Source organism: Novosphingobium sp. BL-A-28-Hi1-0D (assembly GCF_055521755.1).
Genome location: NZ_CM145502.1, coordinates 162,685 through 179,905 on the forward strand (window position 1 = coordinate 162,685; position 17,221 = coordinate 179,905).

Sequence of the window (17,221 nt, forward strand, 5' to 3'; positions counted from 1 at the left end):
CGGTGAAGCCTACATTGGTCATCTCACCGATGCTCTGGCAGTGGACCCGAATGCGCTGAAAGGCAAACGGAAAGCTTGTCAGTCAGACAGGTCGAGCACGATTGAAGGAACCTGCTTCACCAACCGTCGCGCCCAGTCCTCGGGCGGCCAGGGAATCACGTCGCTGTCGAAGAAGGCCTGACGTTCGCCATCATGACCATAGAGGCTGACGGCCTCGCTATCCTCGTCCCGCTGGCGGATGGCAATGCGCGCGATATCGGTCAGCGCAATCGCCCCGTGATCGCCGGGATGGTTTCGTGTGCGTCCCTGCCACCACTCCAACGTCCTGGCCGCAAGGTCCAGCCTGCTCCCGCCCGTGGTATTGGCCAGCAATTGCCCTGTCGCTCCAGCAAGCGCCAGTGCCCCCATCACGCCTGCCAACGGCACCAGCCACGGCGCGCATGCGCCGTCTTCGCTACAGTTGTCCTCGGGTCGGACCGTGAGCGCGGCTGACAGAAACAGCGCGCCCACAATCCCGATCATCCACCACCGAAGATCGCGCCGCGCGCTGCGTTCGAACACGATCACATTGTCGGGCACATTGTCGAGCGGGCTCTCCATTCGTAGAACTCTCGCAGCAATTCCTCACCGTTTCGCAAACGAAAAAGGCCCCACCTTGCGGTGGAGCCCCTTTCTGTCTGGCCTGCTGGCCGTGCCTCAGTCGTCGGACTTGAGGAACGCCGGCATGTGATCCGGAGCCGGGCCGTCTTCACGGTCACGACGCGGACGATCACCACCCTCGCGACGAGGACCACGGTCACCGCCTTCACGACGCGGGCCACGGTCGTTGCCACGGGGGCCACGACGATCACCACGGTCAGGACGATCGCCACGCGGCTCGCGCGGTTCGCGCGGCGGACGGGTATCTTCCAGTTCCGCACCGGTTTCCTGATCGACAACGCGCATCGACAGGCGAACCTTGCCGCGCTGGTCGATCTCGAGGACCTTGACGTAAACGTCCTGGCCTTCCTTCACCACGTCGGTCGGCTTTTCCACGCGCTCGTTCTTCATTTCGGAGACGTGGACGAGACCGTCCTTGCCGCCCATGAAGTTCACGAAAGCGCCGAAGTCGACGATGTTCACGACCTTGCCCTTGTAGATCTTGCCGACCTCGGCTTCCTCGACAATGCCGAGGATCCACTGACGTGCAGCTTCGATCTGGGTCAGGTCCGAAGACGAGATCTTGATCAGGCCTTCGTCGTCGATGTCGACCTTCGCGCCGGTGGTCGCCACGATCTCGCGGATCACCTTGCCGCCGGTGCCGATGACGTCACGGATCTTCGACTTGTCGATCTGCAGCGTCTCGATGCGCGGAGCGTGTGCCGAAAGCTCGGTGCGTGCCTCGCCCAGTGCCTTGGTCATTTCGCCGAGGATGTGCGCGCGGCCTTCCGAGGCCTGACGCAGCGCGACTTCGAAGATTTCGCGCGTGATGCCCGCAACCTTGATGTCCATCTGCATCGTGGTGATGCCTTCAGACGTACCGGCCACCTTGAAGTCCATGTCGCCGAGGTGGTCCTCGTCGCCCAGGATGTCGGACAGGACAGCGAACTTGTCGCCTTCAAGGATGAGGCCCATGGCGATGCCCGAAACCGGACGCTTCACCGGAACGCCCGCGTCCATCATCGAAAGGCAGCCACCGCAGACGGTTGCCATCGAGGACGAACCGTTCGAACTCGGTGATGTCCGAGAGGATGCGGATCGTGTAAGGGAATTCTTCCTTGGTCGGCAGCACGGGGTGCAGCGCACGCCATGCCAGCTTGCCATGGCCCACTTCGCGACGGCCCGGAGCGCCGAAACGGCCAACTTCACCAACCGAATAGGGCGGGAAGTTGTAGTGGAGCATGAAGTTTTCGTAGCGCAGGCCTTCCAGCCCGTCGATCATCTGCTCGGCGTCCTTGGTGCCCAGCGTGGTCGTGCAGATCGCCTGCGTTTCGCCACGGGTGAACAGCGAGGAACCATGCGTGCGCGGCAGGAAGCCGACGATCGCTTCGATCGGGCGGACCTGCGTGGTGGTGCGACCGTCGATGCGCTGGCCGTCCTTGAGGATCGCGCCACGGACGATGTCCGCTTCCACCTTCTTCATCGTCTTCATTGCGACCATCTGGGTCTGCGGGCCTTCATCGGCGAACGCAGCCTTCGCCTTGGCGCGGGCTTCGTTCAGAGCGTTGGAGCGCGCAGACTTGTCGGTCAGCTTGTAGGCTGCAGCAACATCCTTGCCGACGATGTCCTTGAGCTTCTTCTTGATGTCGGCAGTGTTGTCCGACAGGTCGATTTCCCAAGGCTCCTTCGCGGCCTTCTCGGCCAGCTGGATGATCGCGCCGATGACCTTCTTGATCTCGTCATGCGCGAACAGCACGGCGCCGAGCATTTCGTCTTCGCTCAGTTCCTTGGCTTCCGATTCCACCATCATCACGGCGGTGTCGGTTGCGGCAACCACGAGGTCGAGGCGGCCTTCGGCCAGCGCAACGTCTTGCTTCGGATTGAGAACGTATTCGCCCTCGACAAAGCCGACGCGGGCAGCCGCGATCGGGCCCATGAACGGAACGCCCGAAATGGTCAGCGCAGCCGATGCGGCAATCATCGCGACGATATCGGGTTCGGTCTCGCCATCATAGCTCAGAACCTGAGCGATGACGTTGATTTCGTTGTAGAAACCTTCGGGGAACAGCGGGCGGACCGGACGGTCGATCAGGCGGGAAACCAGCGTTTCCTTTTCCGTCGCGCCGCGCTCACGCTTGAAGAAGCCGCCCGGAATGCGGCCGGCTGCCGAATACTTTTCCTGGTAGTGGACGGTCAGCGGGAAGAAGTCCTGGCCTTCCTTCACCGACTTTGCCGCGGTGACCGCGCAAAGGACCACAGTTTCGCCATATGTGGCGAGGACCGCGCCGTCAGCCTGACGGGCAATGCGGCCGGTTTCGAGAGTGAGGGTCTTTCCGCCCCACTCCAGCGATACGGTTTTGACGTCGAACATTTTACATCCTTCAGCCCGCGCGCCCTATTGCGAGCGGGGTTTGCTGCCGGGGAGTACCGTCCCGGTCCGGTGTGGGGCCGTTTATCTTGCCCCGGAGGCACCTCACCGAATTGCGAGGACGCCAGAAAGCAAAAGCGGCCCACTTGGGGCCGCTTCGCTTGGTTACTTGCGAAGACCGAGCTTCTGGATCAGGTCGTTGTAACGACCCACATCCTTCTTCTTCAGGTAGTCGAGAAGCGATCGACGCTTGTTGACCATCATCAGCAGGCCGCGACGCGAGTGGTTGTCCTTGTGGTTGGACTTGAAGTGCTCGGTCAGCGTCTGGATGCGGCTGGTCAGGATCGCGACCTGGACTTCCGGCGAACCGGTGTCGCCTTCGGCGCGAGCGTGTGCTGCAATGACTTCCTGCTTCTTTTCTGCGGTAATCGACATATCATTTACTCCGCGACATCCGGTATGTTGAACCCCCTCGAGACCTTCAGGCTTCCGCCCGAAAGCTCCACCAGCGCGACCGGCACATTGCCAGCCTTCGCCCAGTAAAGCCCGTCCTCGAAGGGCAATCCCGTCAGAACGCGGCCCTGACGGACCGCCCTTGCCTGCTCGGGATCGAGGGAGAGAGCCGGGATGTCGACCAGCCCTGCCTCCAGCGGCAAGAGTACGTGTTCAAGGGGCGCGCCTTTACCCACATCGTTCAATTTGTCCAGCGAAATCGCTTGGGAGATATCGAACGGCCCGGCCTTCAGGCGGCGCAGCATAGTGACGTGCCCGACAGTACCAAGCGCACGAGCGATGTCGCGAGCAAGGCTGCGGATGTACGTTCCTTTCGATACATGGGCTGTAAGTGTCAATTCTTCAACCCGCGCGACGTCGTCTACTGGTTCGGCAACCAACGAACAGATCGTGACATCGCGCGATTTGATCTCGAATGTCTCGCCCTTGCGCGCCAGATCATAAGCCCGCTCGCCATCGATCATCAGCGCCGAATAGGCTGGCGGCACTTGGGCAATTGGCCCGGTAAAGCGCGGCAACACCGCTTCGATCTCATCCCAAGACGGGCGAACGTCGCTCGTCGCCACAACCTTGCCTTCAAGGTCGAGCGTGTCCGTCTCCACCCCGAAGCGCATCGTAAACGCGTAGACCTTGCTCGCATCGAGCATCCGTCCGCACAGCTTGGTGGCCTCGCCAATCGCAATCGGCAGCACGCCGGTCGCCAACGGATCAAGCGTCCCGCCATGGCCCACCTTGCACTTGCCGAAACCCGCCTGCCGCAAGTTGCGCTTTACCGCCGCAACCCCTTGCGTCGAACCCAACTCCAGCGGCTTGTCGAGAATGATCCAGCCATCGACCATGCTCACATCGGCTCCGGACCGGCGACCGCAACGGCAAGATTAGTAAGATGCTGCCCCAGCCACTCAACCGGTGGGCCGACGATCCGCTGCACCAGATGCAGGTCCGGCCAGAAATACGGCAGGATCACCAGCAGCGCGAACACCACCAGCAGTCCGAACGGCTCCATTCGACCATAAACCCTCGCCAACGGCGCCGGTAGCACCCCCATCATGATGCGCGACCCGTCGAACGGCGGGATCGGGATAAGGTTGAAGGCCCCCAGAAACAGATTCACGATCAGGAAGTTGCGCAGGTTGTCCGAAAGGAACAGCGCGCCCAGCCCCGGCTCACCCATAGAATCCGTCGCCCGCACCAGCAGACCCAGCCCGATGGCGGCAATGAAGGCGAGCACGAATTTGGTCAACGGCCCTGCCGCTGCAACCAGCACCATCCCCCAGCGCGGGTTGCGCAGGCGGCGAAAGTCCACCGGCACAGGCTTTGCCCAGCCGAACACCGGCGCCCCGGTCAGCTTGAGCAAGCCCGGCAGGATGATCGTCCCGAACGGATCGACATGGCGCAGCGGATTGAGGCTCAGCCGCTTCTGCTCCGCCGCTGTCGGATCACCCAGCGCCCGCGCCACCCAGCCGTGCGCCACTTCATGGAACACGATCGCAAGGATCATCGGGATCGCAACCGTGGCAATCTGCCAGACCAGACCTTCGGGGTTCATCTCGTCTTACTCATTCAGTCATCGCGCAGGATCGAGAACAGCACGGTATCGCGCACTCTTCCCGTCCACGTGCGCCGCTCATGCCGCATCACGCCCTCCTGCACTCCGCCAACCTTCCTGACTGCAGCCTGACTGCGAAGGTTGATGGCGTCCACCTTGAACGCCACCCGCTCCAGCCCGCAGGCAAAGGCATGGCCGATCATCAGACGCTTCAAGCGCCGGTTGAACCCGGTGCCGCGAACAGCTGGCACGATATAGCTGTTGCCGATCTCGACCGACCAACCCGGCGCCCCATGCTCGATCCAGGCCGTCATGCCAACCAGATGTTCTCCGTCGAAGATCGCATAGGGTCGCCGCTGCGGTGCAGAGTTGAGCAGGCTGTCGAACTGCGGATCGAACGCCTCGCCCCGGTAGCTGAACGGATAGATGTCCCAGATCTCGTCATCCTGGGCACAAGCCTGCCGCAGTCCCTCGCGATGATCCTCGCGCAGGATCTCGAGCCGAAGTTCGCCATCGGCCAGAGGCACGTACAGCCGGTCACCGCTCATCCCTGCATCGCCTCCGAAAAGTGCTTGCGGCACAGCGCGACGTAGCGGTCATTCCCGCCGATCTCGGTCTGCACTCCAGCCCGCACCGCCGCCCCGCTATCATCCACCCGCAGGTTCATCGTCGCCTTGCGCCCGCAGTGGCAGACGGCCTTCAGTTCCACCAGCGAGTCCGCAATGCCAAGCAGGGCCGCCGCTCCCTCGAACAACTCGCCCTGAAAATCGGTCCGCAACCCGTAGCACAGCACCGGCACACCCGCCTCATCGGCAATCCGCGCCAGTTGCCACACCTGCTCCCGCGTCAGAAACTGCGCCTCGTCCAGCAGCACGCACGACAGCGGCTGTACAACATGGGCAGCTTTCACCGCGCTCCAGAGGTCGGTAGCAGGATCGAAACGATGGGCTTCGGCATGAAGACCGATACGGCTCTCGATATCGCGAGCGCCGCCACGGTCGTCGATCGCGGCGGTCCACAGCATCGTCGCCATGCCCCGCTCGCGGTAGTTGAAGTCCGCCTGCAGGAGATTGGTCGATTTGCCGGCGTTCATGCTGGCGTAGTAGAAATAGAGCTTGGCCATGGCCCACAAGCCATACGCAGGACTTCCGGGAACGCCAGAGGGCTTCTGCCTTTGTTTCCGGATAATCGACAAGGAACAGCGAATGCACCGCAACCTCTGCAAAGTGCCTGCGCTGCTCCTGGCGACAGCCGCAAGTCTGGCTCCTGCCTTGGCCGCCCCTGCAAACCCGGGCCACCTGCGCTACCGTCTCGACGGCCCACGCAGCGAAGTCCACGCCAAAGTCGGCTTCTTCGGCATAGCCAGCAAGACAGCCCGCTTCCCGGCGGTGACCGGCGGGATAGACCTCGACCCCAACCACCTCGATGCGATCCGCCTCGACGTCATGCTTGATGCCACCGCGCTCGAAGCAGGCGATCAGGTCACCCTGAAGCGTCTGAAAGGCGCCGACTTCTTCGACGTTGCCCATTATCCCTCGGTGCGTTTCATCGGAAAGCGCATGACCATGACCGGCCCGGTCACCGCCACGATAAGCGGCGATCTCACCGCGCGCGGCGTTACCCGCCCGACGGTCCTGACAGTCAGCTTCGCCGATCCGCCCTCCCGCGCCACCGGGCGCGAGCCGATCCGCCTCTCAGCAAGGGCGAAGATCGACCGCACCGATTTCGGGATGAACGCCTATCGCCTGATCGTGTCGAAGTCGGTCACCATCACGATCAACGCGCAGATGGTCCCGGCCTGAACCTCAATCCTGAGGGTCGAGATCGCGGCGGACCTTCGGATCGCTCAGCAGGGTCTCGATCCGGCTTGCCACATCGAAGCTCTCGTCGGGCAGGAACTTGAGTTTGGCGGCATATTTCAGCCGCAACCGCTGCGCCACTTCACGCTGGAAGTAGGCCGTGTTCGAGCGCAGCGCCTTCAGCACCAGTTCCTCGTCCTCGCCCAGCAGCGCCTTGACGAACACGCTGGCATGGCGAAGGTCGGGAGACATGCGCACTTCGGTCACCGAAACGGTATGCGCGCTCAGCACGTCGTCGTGCACTTCCTGCCGGGTCAGCAGCTCCGACAGGATATGGCGCACCTGTTCACCCACCTTGAGCAAGCGGACAGAGCGGTTTTCGGGGGTGGTCTGCTTGGCCAAGTCTAACTCATCTTTGCAAGGATACGGGCAATCGAACGGACATTGCGTGCGGTGCCCCGGCAGCCGAGGCGGCGTTCGATAAACGCACCGGTCAGCTTGCTTTCGGCCACGCCGTTCGCGAAATCGATATAGATGCTGCGCTTGCCGATGGCGAGTTTTTCCATGCCTCGCATCGCCTGATCCGCCGCCAGCTTGTCAAACGCGGCCCGGTCCGGCTCGCGCTCAAGGAACAGGGTATGGACCAGATTGTCCTTGCCGATGCCGGTAAAGGGATTGCTCTCAACCGCCTCGGCAATCGCTGCCCGGTCGCGCACTGCAACGAAGCTCCTGATTTCGAACCGGTCGAGCATGACGTGGGAGAACAGGTCCTCCAGCCCATCGAGCGGTCGGTCATCATAGTCGAACAGCAGATTGCCGCTCGCCACCACCGTCTCCAACCCGGTCAGCCCTTCCCGCTCGAAAGCCCAACGCAAATCCGCCATCGTCACGCGATTGCCGCCGACGTTGATCGATCCGAACAGGGCGACATAGCGGGTCATATCTTGCGCAATTGCTGGAGGTCGTAACCCTCCAAGCCGATCTCCGCAAAGATCCGCTGGAGGGTTTCAAAATCCCATTCGCTGAGCGCGATATCGAACCTGTCGGCCAGACCGCAAACGAACAAACGTTCGTTTACAGTCATGCCTGCCAAGTTCCCTCGTTCGCTCACAAAGTCCGGTCGCGCATCTCGACTTCGAAGACTTCCAGCTGGTCGCCAGCCTTGATGTCGTTCGTGTCCTGCAGCAGCACGCCGCATTCGAGGCCTGCGCGGACTTCCGCCACGTCGTCCTTGAAGCGACGCAGCGACGCGATGGTCGTGCGGCTGACGATGACGTCGTTGCGCGTGAGACGTGCATGCAGCCCCTTGCGGATAACGCCCTCGACCACGAGCAGACCTGCAGCCTTGTCCTTCTTGCCCGCCGGGAAGACTTCCTTGACCTCGGCACGGCCGACAACCGTTTCGATTGCCTCCGGACCCAGCTCGCCCGCCATTTCCGAACGGATGTCGTCGGTGAGCTGATAGATCACGTCGAAGTACTTCATCCGCACCTTGTTGCGCTCGATCAGCTCGCGCGCCTTGGCGTTCGGACGGACGTTGAAGCCCACGATCGGCGCGCCGCTGGCCTGGGCCAGATTGACGTCGCCTTCGGTGATCGCGCCCACGCCGGACTGCAGGATGCGGACCTTGATCTCGTCGGTCGAGATCTTGTTGAGCGCATTGACGATCGCTTCGACCGACCCTTGCACGTCTGCACGCACCACCAGCGGGTACTCGATGACCGTGTTCTTCGCGGCGAGCGCGGAGAACATGTTCTCGAGGCTGGCAGGAGCCTGCACGGTGCGCTTGGCGGTTGCGCGTTCCTGACGGTACGCGGCCACTTCGCGGGCCCGGGCTTCGCTCTCGACCACGGTCAGCGTGTCACCGGCCATCGGCACGCCGCCGAGGCCCAGAACCTCGACCGGCAGCGAAGGTCCGGCTTCCTTGACCTGACGGCCCTTGTCATCAAGCATCGCGCGAACGCGGCCCGACTGGGTGCCGACCACCAGAATGTCACCGACCTTGAGCGTGCCGCGGTTGACGAGGACGGTGACCAGCGGCCCCTTGCCCTTGTCCAGCTTGGCTTCGATCACGGTGGCTTCAGCCGCACGATCCGGGTTGGCGCGCAGTTCGAGCAGTTCGGCCTGAAGCAGGATCTTCTCGATCAGTTCATCAAGACCGGCACCGGTCTTGGCCGAAAGCTCAACGTCCTGCACGTCACCCGACATCGCTTCCACGAGAATCTCGTGCTCGAGCAGGCGCTCGCGGATCTTCTGCGGATTGAACTCGGGCTTGTCCGACTTGGTGATCGCCACGATCATCGGCACGCCAGCGGCCTTGGTGTGGTTGATCGCCTCGATCGTCTGCGGCATCAGCCCGTCGTCGCCCGCAACCACCAGAATGACGATGTCGGTGACATTGGCACCGCGCATGCGCATTTCGGTGAAGGCTTCGTGGCCCGGCGTGTCGAGGAAGGTGATGTAGTCACCGCCCTTGGTCTTGATCTGGTAGGCGCCGATGTGCTGCGTGATGCCGCCGGCTTCGCCGCGCACCACGTCGGTCCCGCGCAGCGCGTCGAGCAGCGAGGTCTTGCCGTGGTCGACGTGGCCCATGATCGCCACGACGGGCGGACGGACCTTCAGCGACTCTTCCGGATCGACATCTGCCGAAGTATCGATGTCGGCATCGCTGTCGCTGACGCGCTGGATGTTGTGACCGAATTCGGTGACGAGCAGTTCGGCAGTGTCCTGGTCGATGGTCTGGTTGATGGTGACCATCATGCCCATCTTGAACAACGCCTTCACCAGGTCCGCAGCCTTCTCGGCCATGCGGTTGGCAAGATCCTGCACGGTGATCGCGTCAGGCACGACCACATCGCGCACCTGCTTCTCGCGCGGCTGCGACTGGCCGGCGAAGTGGGCACGCTTTTCCTTTTCGCGCGCACGCTTCAATGCGGCGAGCGAACGGGCGCGCGCACCTTCGTCCTCGTTGAGCGCGCGCGTGACGGTCAGCTTGCCGCCACGGCGGTCTTCAGTCTTGCGGTCACGCGGGTTGACTGCGGGCTTCTTGGCCGCTGGCTCCGGACGCTTGGCGGGAGCAGCCGAAGCCACCGGCGTGAACCGGCGCGGCGCAGGGACGACAGGCGCAGCTTCTGCGGCCTTGGGCTCGTCGGCTGCGGGCGCAGCCTCGGGCTTGGCAGCAACTTCCGGCTCTGCGGCTACAGGCGCGGCGGCAACCGGCGTAGCTTCGGGCGCTTGCGCAGCTTCCGGCTCGGGCGCCGGTTGCGGTGCCGGAGCAGCCTCTGCCTTCGCCTTCTCTTCGGCGCGGCGGCGCTCTTCCTCGATCGCCTTCAGGCGCTCTTCCTGCTCGCGGCGGTTGGCCGCTTCAAGCGCGGCGAGACGGGCTTCCTCGGCTTCGCGCAGCAGGCGAGCCTGCATTTCCTGACGTGTTTCGCGGCTTGCCGAAGGCGGCGGGGGCGGGGGCGGGGGCGGCGGAGGCGGCGGAGGCGCAACCGGGGTCGGCGCGGCAGGCGCGGCGACGGGCGCTGCGGTTGGCGCAGCCTCGCCGGGGCGGCCCATCAGCTTGCGCCGCTTCACTTCGACCACCACCTTGTTGGTGCGACCGTGGCTGAAGGTCTGCTTGACCTCTCCGGCCTCGACCGAGGTCTTCAGACCCAGTGGCCTGCGGCCCAGCGTCGGCTTCTTGTCGCTATCGCTCATCGAACTCATTCGCCCTTCGTATCAATATCGTCGTCCGCAACCGCGCCCGGATAGGGCTTGGCGGCGTCAATTTCGGTTTCGGTCTCGTGGCCGAGAAAATGCATCAGGCGCTGCAGCGGCGCTGCGACTCGTTCGGTCGCGGCGGGATCGGTCAGCGCGAGGTGAACGACGTTGTCGCGGCCCAATGCCACAGACAGCGCCGCCCGGTCTAGCGGCAAGATCATGCCCTTCTTGCCCGTGCCTTCGGCCCCCTCGCCAACACGCCAAGCCTGAGCCAGCTTGTTGGGACCATCGGTGCCTGCATCACTGGCATGGCCAAGGAACGTCACCGCCCCTGCCCTGCACCCTTGCGCAATCTTCTCAGTGCCCAGCAGCACGTTGCCCGCGCGCAGTTCGATGCCGAGACGGTCGGTCACCTGTCGGCGCAGGGCCTGCTCGATGCGTTCGGGAAGATCTGCCGGAATGCTCAGCGGCGCACCCTTGAAGGCACGTGCCAGCGCTCCCTTAAGCTTGCCATTGGCAATCGCTTTTTCAAGTGTTTCGCGGTTGACGCCGATCCACGCGCCGCGTCCGGGCGCACGCGCCATGACGTCGGGCAGCACGTCACCATCGGGCGAGATCGCAAGGCGCGTAAGATCGCCTCGCGCATCATGACGCCCGGTCAGCACGCACTTGCGTTCCGGCGGGGTCTTGCCCGCCGGCGCCTTGCCAACGATGTCGGAGCTTAGCGGCTCATTGTGAGGAATCCGCATCGGCGGCCTCCTCAGCTACTGGTTCGTCTTCGAACCAGTGGGCACGCGCGGCCATGATGATCTCGTTGCCCTGCTCTTCGCTCAGGCCATACTCGCCCAGCACGCCGCCCTTGTCCTCGGCACGCTCGGACCGCTCGGGCCGGTCGCTCTTTTCGCGCGGGCCCTTTTCGTTGCGACGACGCTGCTCGACACGCTTCTTGGCGATGAGTTCGTCGGTCGCAAGATCGGCCAGATCGTCGAGCGTCTTGATGCCCGCCTTGCCGAGCGTGACCAGCATCGCTTCGGTCAGGTGCGGCAGTTCGCCCAGCGCATCTTCCACGCCAAGGCTGCGACGCTGCTCGCGCAGTGCCTCCTCGCGACGCTCGATCGCTTCGGAAGCGCGGCTCTGCAGCTCCTCGGCGAGTTCCTCGTCGAACCCTTCGATCGCCGCCAGTTCCGACAGCTCGATATAGGCCACTTCCTCCAGCTCGGTGAAGCCTTCGGCCACCAGCAGCTGCGAAAGCGTCTCGTCGACGTCGAGCTCTTCCTCGAACATCTTCGAACGCTCGGCGAATTCCTTCTGGCGCTTCTCCGAAGCTTCCGCCTCGGTCATGATGTCGATGGCCGAGCCCGTCAGCGACGAGGCGAGGCGCACGTTCTGGCCGCGACGGCCGATGGCGAGCGACAGCTGGTCATCGGGCACGACAACCTCGATGCGGCTCTCTTCCTCGTCGATCACCACGCGGCTGACCGTAGCGGGCTGCAGCGCATTCACCACGAACGTCGCGGTGTCTTCGCTCCAGGGGATGATGTCGATCTTCTCGCCCTGCAGCTCCTGCACGACGGCCTGCACGCGGCTGCCCTTCATGCCGACGCAGGCGCCGACCGGATCGATGCTGGAATCGCGGCTGATCACGCCGATCTTGGCGCGCGAGCCCGGATCGCGGGCGGCGGCCTTGATCTCGATGATGCCATCGTAGATTTCGGGCACTTCCTGCGCGAACAGCTTCTTCATGAACTCGGGGTGCGCACGGCTCAGGAATATCTGCGGCCCACGGTTCTGACGCTCGACCTTCATGATCAGCGCGCGGACACGCTCGCCCACGCGGGGCACTTCGCGCGGAATCTGCTGATCGCGGCGGATCACGCCCTCGGCGCGGCCGAGGTTGACGATCACGTGGCCGAATTCGACCGACTTGATCACGCCGGTAATCACTTCGCCCGCACGATCCTTGAACTCGTCGTACTGGCGGTCACGCTCGGCATCGCGGACCTTCTGGAAGATCACCTGCTTGGCCGACTGCGCGTCGATGCGGCCGAGGTCCACCGGCGGCAGCGGATCGACGATGAAGTCGCCGACCTTCGCGCCGGACTGCAGCTTCTCGGCCTGCTTGAGGTCAACCTGCTTGAAGTAGTCCTCGACCACTTCGACCACTTCGACCACACGCCACAGGCGCAGGTCGCCGGTGCGCGGATCGAGCTTGGCGCGAATGTCGTTCTCCGCGCCATAACGGTTGCGGGCGGACTTCTGGATCGCTTCTTCCATCGCCTCGATGACGATCGACTTGTCGATCATCTTCTCCGTGGCAACCGCGTTGGCGATCGCGAGCAGTTCGGCGCGGTTTGCAGAAATCGCACTGGCCATGGGTCAGTCTTCCTGTTCTTCGAGAATCTCGTCCGCGCCGCTGGTGTCGAGCGGGCGGGAAGCGGCGATGAGCTTGTCCGTGAGGATCAGCTTGGCGTTGGCCACGAGGGCGAAAGGCACGTCATAGACCGTGCCGTCATCCTCGATGGAAATGGTTCCGGTTTCCGCATCGAACCCCTTGAGGTCCCCACGGAAACGCTTGCGGCCGTCCTGCAGTTCGGACAGCTCGACGCGGGCTTCATGGCCGATCCATGCGGCGAAGTCCTTCGCGCGGGTCAGCGGACGGTCGATGCCGGGAGAGGACACTTCGAGGCGATAGGCATCCTCGAGCAACATCTCGCCCGCTTCTTCCAGTTCGTCGAACCGGTCGGACACGCGACGCGACAGGGCAGCGCAATCCTCGATCACCAGCTGGCCGGTTTCGGGACGCTCGGCCATGATCTGAAGCGTGTGCTCCTCGTCACCGATCTCGCCGCCCTTGAAATAGCGCACGCGCACGAGATCGAAGCCAAGGGCCTTTGCCTCGGGCTCGATAACCTCGGTGATGCGTACGATATCAGCCATGCAATCTCCAAAAGCGCCCCGTTCGCGCAAAAGCCGGTCCTCGCCGGCACCGTCTGGTGCCAGCCTGACTTTGCTTTCACAATGTCGGGATGAGGCGCAGATAGGCTCGTCGCGGGAAAATTGCAAGCCGCAATCGGGCTTGCCGGAAGCCTGCAATCACCTGCAGAACAAGCACTCGCCAAAACTTGGTGGATTTCACCACTGTTCAGCGTTCAGAAAGATACTCGATCCGCATCATAGGATTGAGAACCGCGGATTTCCGCCATTCCCGCAGTTTGGCACGCCCCATGCAGTGCTGTTCGCATAAGCCAGACCGGCTTCCAACAGTTCACATGAGGACCACACCATGACCGCTTTTGCCAACCGCATCGCTGCTGCTGCCAGCGCCTTCGCCCTGAGCCTCGCCCTGATCGCCGGCACTGTCCACACCCCCGTCCACACCGGCGCGGCCCCTGCCGCTGCCATGCAGGAGATGATCTGATGACCCAGCTTCGCTTCGATGATTCGGCCCCTCGCCCGATCGAAAGCACCAAGGGCGGCTTCCGCCTCGACAAGGTGCGCGGCAAGGTGATGGGCGTCTGCGCCGGGATCGCCAACTACTTCAACGTCGATGTCACCCTGGTCCGCGTCGCCTTCGCGCTCGCCACCGTGTTCGGCTTCGGCTCGGCGATCATCGTCTACCTGCTGATCGGCCTGATCGCCGACTGAGCCCAGACCGACCGAATCTTGCGGGTCAGCCTTCCAGCCCCCCCGACCCTGCTAACTGCCCCGCAACCCAGTCCCGCCTCTCCCGCCCCCCGGAGAGGCGGGGCCTTTGCTTTCACCACCACAAATCCACCCCACCCCGTCATCCCGGCGAAGGCCGGGATCCAAAACGGCAGTTGGGCAACGCAACAAGCGCAATGGCCCCCTGCCTTCGCCGGGGTGACGTCACATTGGGTAAGGAGAGCTGAAACCTAAACCTGCGGCGCCTTCGCAAAGGGCGAGAAGTCGGTGTCCGTATCATAGACGTCGGCCCCCTCGCGCCGCTTGAGCCAGCCGACCACGGCATAAGTCACCGGCGTCAGCACAGCTTCCCACACCACCTTCATCAGCCAGTTGGTGACCATCACCGTCAGCACCTGGCTCGTCGTCCAGATGCCGAGGAACGCGATGGGATAGAACAGCAGGCTGTCCACCGCCTGCCCGAACACGGTCGAACCGATCGTGCGCGTCCACAGCATCCTGCCGCCGGTCAGCACCTTCATCCGCGCCAGCACGAAGGAATTGACGAACTCGCCCGCCCAGAACGCCGTGACCGATGCAAGCACGATCCGCCAGGTCGATCCGAACACGCTTTCATAGGCCGCCTGCCCGTCCCAGCCCGGCGCGGGCGGCATCGCCACCACCACGAAGCTCATGAACGCCATGAACACCAGCGCAAAGAACCCCATCCACACGCATCGCCGCGCATTGGCATAGCCATAGACCTCGGTCAGCACGTCGCCGATCACGTAGGACACCGGGAAGAACAGGATGCCCGCGCCAAAGGTGAACCCGCCGACTTGCGCGAGCTTGGCCGCCCCGATCAGGTTCGACAGCAGCAGGATCGCCACGAACGCGGCCATCACATAGTCGAAATAGCGGAAATGCCGACGCGCGCTGGTGGTGCCGTCGATTCTCGAAATCTGGGGATCGCTCATGGGGCCAAGTGCTAACCCGGTTTGCACGATCCGCAAAGCGTGCTTATGGGACACCCGGCGCGCGCCCGTAGCTCATCTGGATAGAGCGCGAGACTTCTAATCTTGAGGCAGCAGGTTCGAGTCCTGCCGGGCGCGCCAATATATAAACCGGGGTTTTGAAGCTGTTTTGGACACCTGGATTTGTGGCTCTGATTTGCCTCTAGTAAACATGGGGTAAGAACAATGGACCGCCGAGCACTAATCTTTGGCGTTCTATCAGCCGCCTTTGTCGGCATCCCAAACGACGCAGACGCAAGGCGAAAGAAGCGGCGTGGATATGCAGGCGGCGCAACATCACGCGACACAACCGACGACGGCAAATGCCCCTGCAATGGGGGCAAAGTTTGCGTGGGGAAGCGCGGTGGACGCTACTGCATCACGAGCAACGGAAAGAAGCGCTACGGGGTTTAGGGTCCAAACTCATAAGAGGGAGGAGAAAGTGGGTGATCCGCATGTCTGTTCGACAGTGCCGCAGGCCCCAATCTCTTCCCCCCCCCTTACCTTCTCCGCGTCTCCCTTCTTCTCTGCGTCTCTGCGAGAAACCCCTTCCCACTTGGTCATTCTGCTCGGGAATGACGAGCGGTGCTTGCGTACCATCTTGACAAAACGAACCATATAGGTTATACGCCCCGCCCACAGGTCAGGAGAGGGCAAAAGGCCAACCCGCTCCTCTCCCTTCGGAGGTTAGGCTTTTGCCGAAGCCTCCGGCGCGATCGGTGCGGCAGGTGCGCGTGGGTTCAATGCGGGGCGTAAAGCCCAGACCCACCGGGCAAAACCCTGTCGTTACCCAAGGACAGACAGGACACCCCAGGGCTGATAGCACGGCGCCGAACCCTGAGCGACGCTGCGGATGCGGAACCCGCCATGATTGTGCGACAGTGTCAGCACAAACGACAGGTTCTTTTCACGCAGCCGCTTGCCAAGAAGCCAAGGCAGCCCGCGAGCCGCTGCCAAAGCTTCGTCCTTTCACATATGTCCGCCCTCAGGCTGAGCCGACAAGGGGTCCGGAACCGCCCCCCGGCCACTCGCAACCGGTCCCGCGCCCTCCCCGCGCGTGCCACGACGGCACCGCACCGGTCGCGCGATCTGTGCTTTCCCACCGGCGTGACCGTCCGCATTCGCCAGCGGATGCTTTGCTTTATCGCGTATCCGCGATGCCCACCCCCAGCCCCTCCCGCTTGCGGGAGGGGAGAGACACGCAGCGCTTCATCCAGCCCTCCCGCAGGCGGGAGGGCCGCGAGACTTACTGAACGCAGTGAAGTTAGTCGCAGCGGGGTGGGCAAACAGCGCAACCTCGAAACAGAAGATCAGCCAGCCCCCAACACCCCGCTTGCCCTCCGCCCCCGGCGCGTCCAAGCATCAAGCCACCACCCACCAGAGGCACCCTCGCTTGGACCTGACCGGTTTTGCCCTAGCCGTCCTGCTGATCGAACTGACGCCCGGCCCCAACATGGCATGGCTGGCAGGTCTCGCCGCGACCGAGGGCAGGCGCAACGGCCTTGCGGCGGTGGCGGGCGTGGCGATCGGGCTGCTCGTCAATGGCGTGCTGGCGGCGCTGGGCCTTGCCGCGCTGCTGGCGACGATGCCCGCCTTGTGGAACGCACTGCGCATGGCAGGCGCGGCGATGATGGTCTGGCTGGCGGTCGAGGCATGGCGCGGCGCGGGCAAGCCTCAGGCGCCGGGCAATGGCAGCGCGACCCGCCCCTTTGCCGCAGGGGTACTGATCAACCTGCTCAACCCCAAGGCCTACATGTTCTTCGTCGTGGTCGCCCCGCAGTTCCTCGGCGGCGAGCTGCTCGGCCTGCGCAACGCGCTGCTGCTCGCCGCGATCAGCACGGCGATTGCCACCGCGATCCACTGCGCCATCGTGCTCGCCGGCGCCCGCGCGCAAGGTTGGTTGGCGGACCCGGCACGGACGCGGATCGTGCGCCGGGTCTTCGCCTTCGTCATCCTCGGCGTCGCCGCCTCGTTCCTGCTGGCTCCGGTCCGCTAG

Annotated in this window: 18 protein-coding genes, 1 tRNA gene and 1 pseudogene; 5 read left to right on the plus strand and 15 right to left on the minus strand. The window is 63.6% G+C overall.

What is annotated here, in order from left to right; translation table 11 throughout:
• Positions 1 to 78: 78 nt before the first annotated feature.
• The 7 genes and pseudogenes from ACZ1JW_RS00775 to ACZ1JW_RS00805 all read right to left on the minus strand — a co-directional run bounded on the left by ACZ1JW_RS00775 (position 79) and on the right by ACZ1JW_RS00805 (position 6,192).
• A complete protein-coding gene (locus tag ACZ1JW_RS00775; RefSeq protein WP_465141615.1) occupies positions 79 to 600 on the minus strand; it encodes a hypothetical protein in 522 nt (173 codons plus the stop codon).
• Positions 601 to 696: 96 nt separating this feature from the next.
• Positions 697 to 3,010 (minus strand): annotated as a pseudogene (gene pnp / locus ACZ1JW_RS00780) (polyribonucleotide nucleotidyltransferase).
• 162 nt (positions 3,011 to 3,172) lie between these two features.
• Positions 3,173 to 3,442 carry a 30S ribosomal protein S15 gene (gene rpsO, locus ACZ1JW_RS00785; protein WP_039337765.1) on the minus strand — a complete coding sequence of 90 codons (270 nt, stop codon included), beginning with the start codon at positions 3,440 to 3,442 and terminating at the stop codon, positions 3,173 to 3,175.
• A 5-nt stretch (positions 3,443 to 3,447) separates the two neighbouring features.
• Positions 3,448 to 4,359, minus strand: a complete 912-nt coding sequence (gene truB, locus ACZ1JW_RS00790; protein ID WP_465142814.1) for a tRNA pseudouridine(55) synthase TruB — start codon at positions 4,357 to 4,359, stop codon at positions 3,448 to 3,450.
• A gap of 2 nt (positions 4,360 to 4,361) precedes the next feature.
• Positions 4,362 to 5,069: a site-2 protease family protein gene (locus ACZ1JW_RS00795; RefSeq protein WP_465141616.1), complete on the minus strand. Its 708-nt coding sequence runs from the start codon at positions 5,067 to 5,069 to the stop codon at positions 4,362 to 4,364.
• 14 nt (positions 5,070 to 5,083) lie between these two features.
• Entirely contained in the window at positions 5,084 to 5,617 is a 534-nt protein-coding gene (locus ACZ1JW_RS00800; protein ID WP_465141617.1) for a GNAT family N-acetyltransferase, read from the minus strand.
• Positions 5,614 to 6,192, minus strand: a complete 579-nt coding sequence (locus ACZ1JW_RS00805) for a thymidine kinase (RefSeq protein ID WP_465141618.1) — start codon at positions 6,190 to 6,192, stop codon at positions 5,614 to 5,616. Before ACZ1JW_RS00805 ends, ACZ1JW_RS00800 begins: the two co-directional genes overlap by 4 nt.
• A gap of 82 nt (positions 6,193 to 6,274) precedes the next feature.
• Here ACZ1JW_RS00805 and ACZ1JW_RS00810 point away from each other — a divergent pair, with 82 nt between their 5' ends.
• On the plus strand, positions 6,275 to 6,871 hold the full coding sequence (locus tag ACZ1JW_RS00810; RefSeq protein WP_465141619.1) for a YceI family protein: 597 nt from the start codon (positions 6,275 to 6,277) through the stop codon (positions 6,869 to 6,871).
• A 3-nt stretch (positions 6,872 to 6,874) separates the two neighbouring features.
• On the opposite strand, the gene rbfA is transcribed toward ACZ1JW_RS00810, so the two are convergent.
• The 7 genes from rbfA to rimP are packed head-to-tail and all read right to left on the minus strand — an operon-like array spanning position 6,875 to position 13,507.
• Positions 6,875 to 7,270 (minus strand): 30S ribosome-binding factor RbfA, encoded by a 396-nt coding sequence (gene rbfA, locus ACZ1JW_RS00815; protein ID WP_144901759.1) that lies wholly within the window; start codon positions 7,268 to 7,270, stop codon positions 6,875 to 6,877.
• 2 nt (positions 7,271 to 7,272) lie between these two features.
• Complete coding sequence (locus ACZ1JW_RS00820) at positions 7,273 to 7,809, minus strand: DUF1697 domain-containing protein (protein ID WP_465141620.1); 537 nt, start codon at positions 7,807 to 7,809, stop codon at positions 7,273 to 7,275.
• Positions 7,806 to 7,952, minus strand: coding sequence for a hypothetical protein (locus ACZ1JW_RS00825; RefSeq protein WP_465141621.1), 147 nt, complete (start codon positions 7,950 to 7,952; stop codon positions 7,806 to 7,808). The genes ACZ1JW_RS00820 and ACZ1JW_RS00825 overlap by 4 nt, the downstream gene beginning before the upstream one ends.
• A 23-nt stretch (positions 7,953 to 7,975) precedes the next feature.
• Positions 7,976 to 10,567 carry a translation initiation factor IF-2 gene (infB, locus tag ACZ1JW_RS00830; RefSeq protein ID WP_465141622.1) on the minus strand — a complete coding sequence of 864 codons (2,592 nt, stop codon included), beginning with the start codon at positions 10,565 to 10,567 and terminating at the stop codon, positions 7,976 to 7,978.
• A 5-nt stretch (positions 10,568 to 10,572) separates the two neighbouring features.
• Positions 10,573 to 11,319: a DUF448 domain-containing protein gene (locus ACZ1JW_RS00835; protein ID WP_465125301.1), complete on the minus strand. Its 747-nt coding sequence runs from the start codon at positions 11,317 to 11,319 to the stop codon at positions 10,573 to 10,575.
• Positions 11,300 to 12,943 carry a transcription termination factor NusA gene (gene nusA, locus ACZ1JW_RS00840; RefSeq protein WP_465141623.1) on the minus strand — a complete coding sequence of 548 codons (1,644 nt, stop codon included), beginning with the start codon at positions 12,941 to 12,943 and terminating at the stop codon, positions 11,300 to 11,302. The genes ACZ1JW_RS00835 and nusA overlap by 20 nt, the downstream gene beginning before the upstream one ends.
• A gap of 3 nt (positions 12,944 to 12,946) precedes the next feature.
• Entirely contained in the window at positions 12,947 to 13,507 is a 561-nt protein-coding gene (gene rimP / locus ACZ1JW_RS00845) for a ribosome maturation protein RimP (RefSeq protein WP_465125299.1), read from the minus strand.
• A gap of 346 nt (positions 13,508 to 13,853) precedes the next feature.
• Here rimP and ACZ1JW_RS00850 point away from each other — a divergent pair, with 346 nt between their 5' ends.
• Together ACZ1JW_RS00850 and ACZ1JW_RS00855 are read left to right on the plus strand one after the other, a co-directional pair.
• Positions 13,854 to 13,988, plus strand: a complete 135-nt coding sequence (locus tag ACZ1JW_RS00850; RefSeq protein ID WP_465125298.1) for a hypothetical protein — start codon at positions 13,854 to 13,856, stop codon at positions 13,986 to 13,988.
• The gene (locus tag ACZ1JW_RS00855) at positions 13,988 to 14,215 is read left to right on the plus strand and encodes a PspC domain-containing protein (RefSeq protein WP_465125297.1); all 228 of its coding nucleotides are present in this window, start codon (positions 13,988 to 13,990) and stop codon (positions 14,213 to 14,215) included. The genes ACZ1JW_RS00850 and ACZ1JW_RS00855 overlap by 1 nt, the downstream gene beginning before the upstream one ends.
• A gap of 248 nt (positions 14,216 to 14,463) precedes the next feature.
• Here the strand turns inward: ACZ1JW_RS00855 and ACZ1JW_RS00860 are convergent, their stop codons facing one another.
• Positions 14,464 to 15,189: a queuosine precursor transporter gene (locus ACZ1JW_RS00860; protein ID WP_465125296.1), complete on the minus strand. Its 726-nt coding sequence runs from the start codon at positions 15,187 to 15,189 to the stop codon at positions 14,464 to 14,466.
• Between the two features lie 61 nt (positions 15,190 to 15,250).
• Between ACZ1JW_RS00860 and ACZ1JW_RS00865 the strand changes: the two genes are divergently transcribed.
• Positions 15,251 to 15,327 (plus strand) — tRNA-Arg (locus tag ACZ1JW_RS00865).
• A gap of 1,291 nt (positions 15,328 to 16,618) precedes the next feature.
• Entirely contained in the window at positions 16,619 to 17,221 is a 603-nt protein-coding gene (locus ACZ1JW_RS00870) for a LysE family translocator (protein WP_465125295.1), read from the plus strand.